Here is a 2,013-nt window from a genome sequence, read left to right on the forward strand (position 1 = left end):
GTGATCACGAGCGTCATCGACGTCCCGTTCGAGTACTACCGCCAGTTCGGGATCGAACAGCGTTTCGGCTTCAACCGGATGACGAAACGGCTGTTCTTCACCGACATGCTGAAAAACTCGCTGCTCGGCGCCGCGCTCGGCCTGCCGCTGCTGTTCGTCGTGCTGTGGCTGATGAACCAGGCCGGCAGCCTGTGGTGGCTGTGGACCTGGATCGTCTGGGTCGCGTTCCAGATGCTCGTGCTGCTGATCTACCCGACCTTCATCGCACCGATCTTCAACAAGTTCGAGCCGCTGAAGGACGACGCGCTGCGCGCGCGCATCGAGTCGCTGATGAAACGCTGCGGTTTTGCGGCGAAGGGGCTGTTCGTGATGGACGGCAGCCGCCGCTCCGCGCACGGCAACGCGTACTTCACCGGCTTCGGCGCGTCGAAGCGGATCGTGTTCTTCGACACGCTGCTCTCGCGACTGTCCGGCCAGGAAATCGAGGCCGTGCTCGCGCACGAGCTCGGCCATTTCAAGCGTCGCCACGTGATGAAGCGGATGCTCGTCTCGTTCGTGCTGAGCCTCGTGCTGCTCGCGCTGCTCGGCTGGCTTGCGCAACGCACGTGGTTCTACACGGGGCTCGGCGTCACGCCGTCGCTCGACACGAGCAACGCGGGCGCCGCGCTCGTGCTGTTCTTCCTCGCGATTCCCGTGTTCCTGTTCTTCGCGACGCCGTTCGGCAGCCTCACGTCGCGCAAGCACGAATTCGAGGCCGATGCTTTCGCGGCCAGCCAGACCGACGCGCAGGATCTCGTCAGCGCACTCGTGAAGCTTTACGAGGACAACGCGTCGACGTTGACGCCCGACCCCGTCTACACGGCCTTCTACTACTCGCATCCGCCCGCCTCGCAGCGGATCGACCGCCTGATGCAGCACGCATGAGCCGGCCGACCTCCCGCAAGCCGGCCCCGCGCGCATCGAGCGCGCAGCGAGTCGAAGGCCGCGTGATCGCGGCGCACGGGCGCCACTACATCGTCGCGCCCGACGACGGCGGCCCGATGCTGCAGTGCTTCCCGCGCGGCAAGAAGAGCGATATCGCGGTCGGCGACCGTGTCGTGTACGAACTCGCATCGGCCGACCAGGGCGTGATCGTCGAGATCGGCGAACGGCGCAACCTGCTGTACCGTTCCGACCAGTTCAAGTCGAAGCTGTTCGCGGCCAACCTCGACCAGTTGCTGATCGTGCTCGCGACCGAGCCCTATTTCAGCGAGGACCTGCTCGGCCGCGCGCTGATCGCCGCCGAGGCGAACGCGCTGAAGCCGCTCGTCGTACTGAACAAGATCGACGTCGAAGCCGCGCTGCCGGTCGCGCGCGAGCGCCTCGCGCCCTACCGCGCACTCGGCTACGACGTACTCGAGCTGTCGGTGAAGGGCTCGCCCGACGACGCGCGCGCGCAGCTGATGCCGCACCTCGCCGGGCATTCGACGATCCTGCTCGGCCAGTCCGGGATGGGCAAGTCGACGCTCGTGAACCTGCTCGTTCCCGATGCCGAAGCCGCCACGCGCGAGATTTCGGCCGCGCTCAACAGCGGCCGTCACACGACGACGTTCACGCGCCTCTACCCATTGGAGGGCGGCGGCGCGCTGATCGATTCGCCGGGCTTCCAGGAATTCGGTCTCTACCATCTGACGGAAGGCCGTCTCGAGCGCGCCTTTCCGGAGTTCCGGCCACTGCTCGCCGACTGCCGTTTCTATAATTGTCATCACCTGCACGAACCCGGCTGCGCGATTCTCGAAGCCGTCGCCGACGGCCGCATCGCACCGTCGCGGCATGCGCTGTATGCGCAGCTCGTGCACGAGGCGAGCCAGATCGTCCGCTGAGCGCGCGGCACGCGCGCGGCGGCCAGCCGGTGCGATGCGCGCCGGCTTTCACCGACAGGAGCCGCGATGCGTTTCAAGGCACCCGATCTCGCGACGGCGCAGCATTGGGCCAACGTGCTTCAGGTGGCCGGCATCGGTTGCGAGCTGCATA

At 66.5% G+C, this 2,013-nt stretch carries 2 protein-coding genes and 1 pseudogene; all 3 read left to right on the forward strand.

Going from position 1 to position 2,013, the window contains the following annotated elements:
- The coding region (locus tag JYJ84_RS35170) for a M48 family metallopeptidase (RefSeq protein ID WP_205190170.1) at positions 1–924 on the forward strand (924 nt) is incomplete at its 5' end.
- On the forward strand, positions 921–1,862 hold the full coding sequence (gene rsgA, locus JYJ84_RS35175; RefSeq protein ID WP_122944806.1) for a ribosome small subunit-dependent GTPase A: 942 nt from the start codon (positions 921–923) through the stop codon (positions 1,860–1,862). The genes JYJ84_RS35170 and rsgA, both read left to right, overlap by 4 nt.
- 66 nt (positions 1,863–1,928) lie before the next feature.
- A pseudogene (locus JYJ84_RS35180) lies at positions 1,929–2,013 on the forward strand (DUF2007 domain-containing protein); the annotation flags it as partial.

This window comes from Burkholderia sp. LMG 13014, from assembly GCF_905232215.1.
GTDB lineage: Bacteria > Pseudomonadota > Gammaproteobacteria > Burkholderiales > Burkholderiaceae > Burkholderia.

Bases quoted from the DNA above. Each gene is read 5' to 3' on its own strand.
- rsgA (WP_122944806.1), top strand. From the start codon at position 921: ATGAGCCGGCCGACCTCCCGCAAGCCGGCCCCGCGCGCATCGAGCGCG.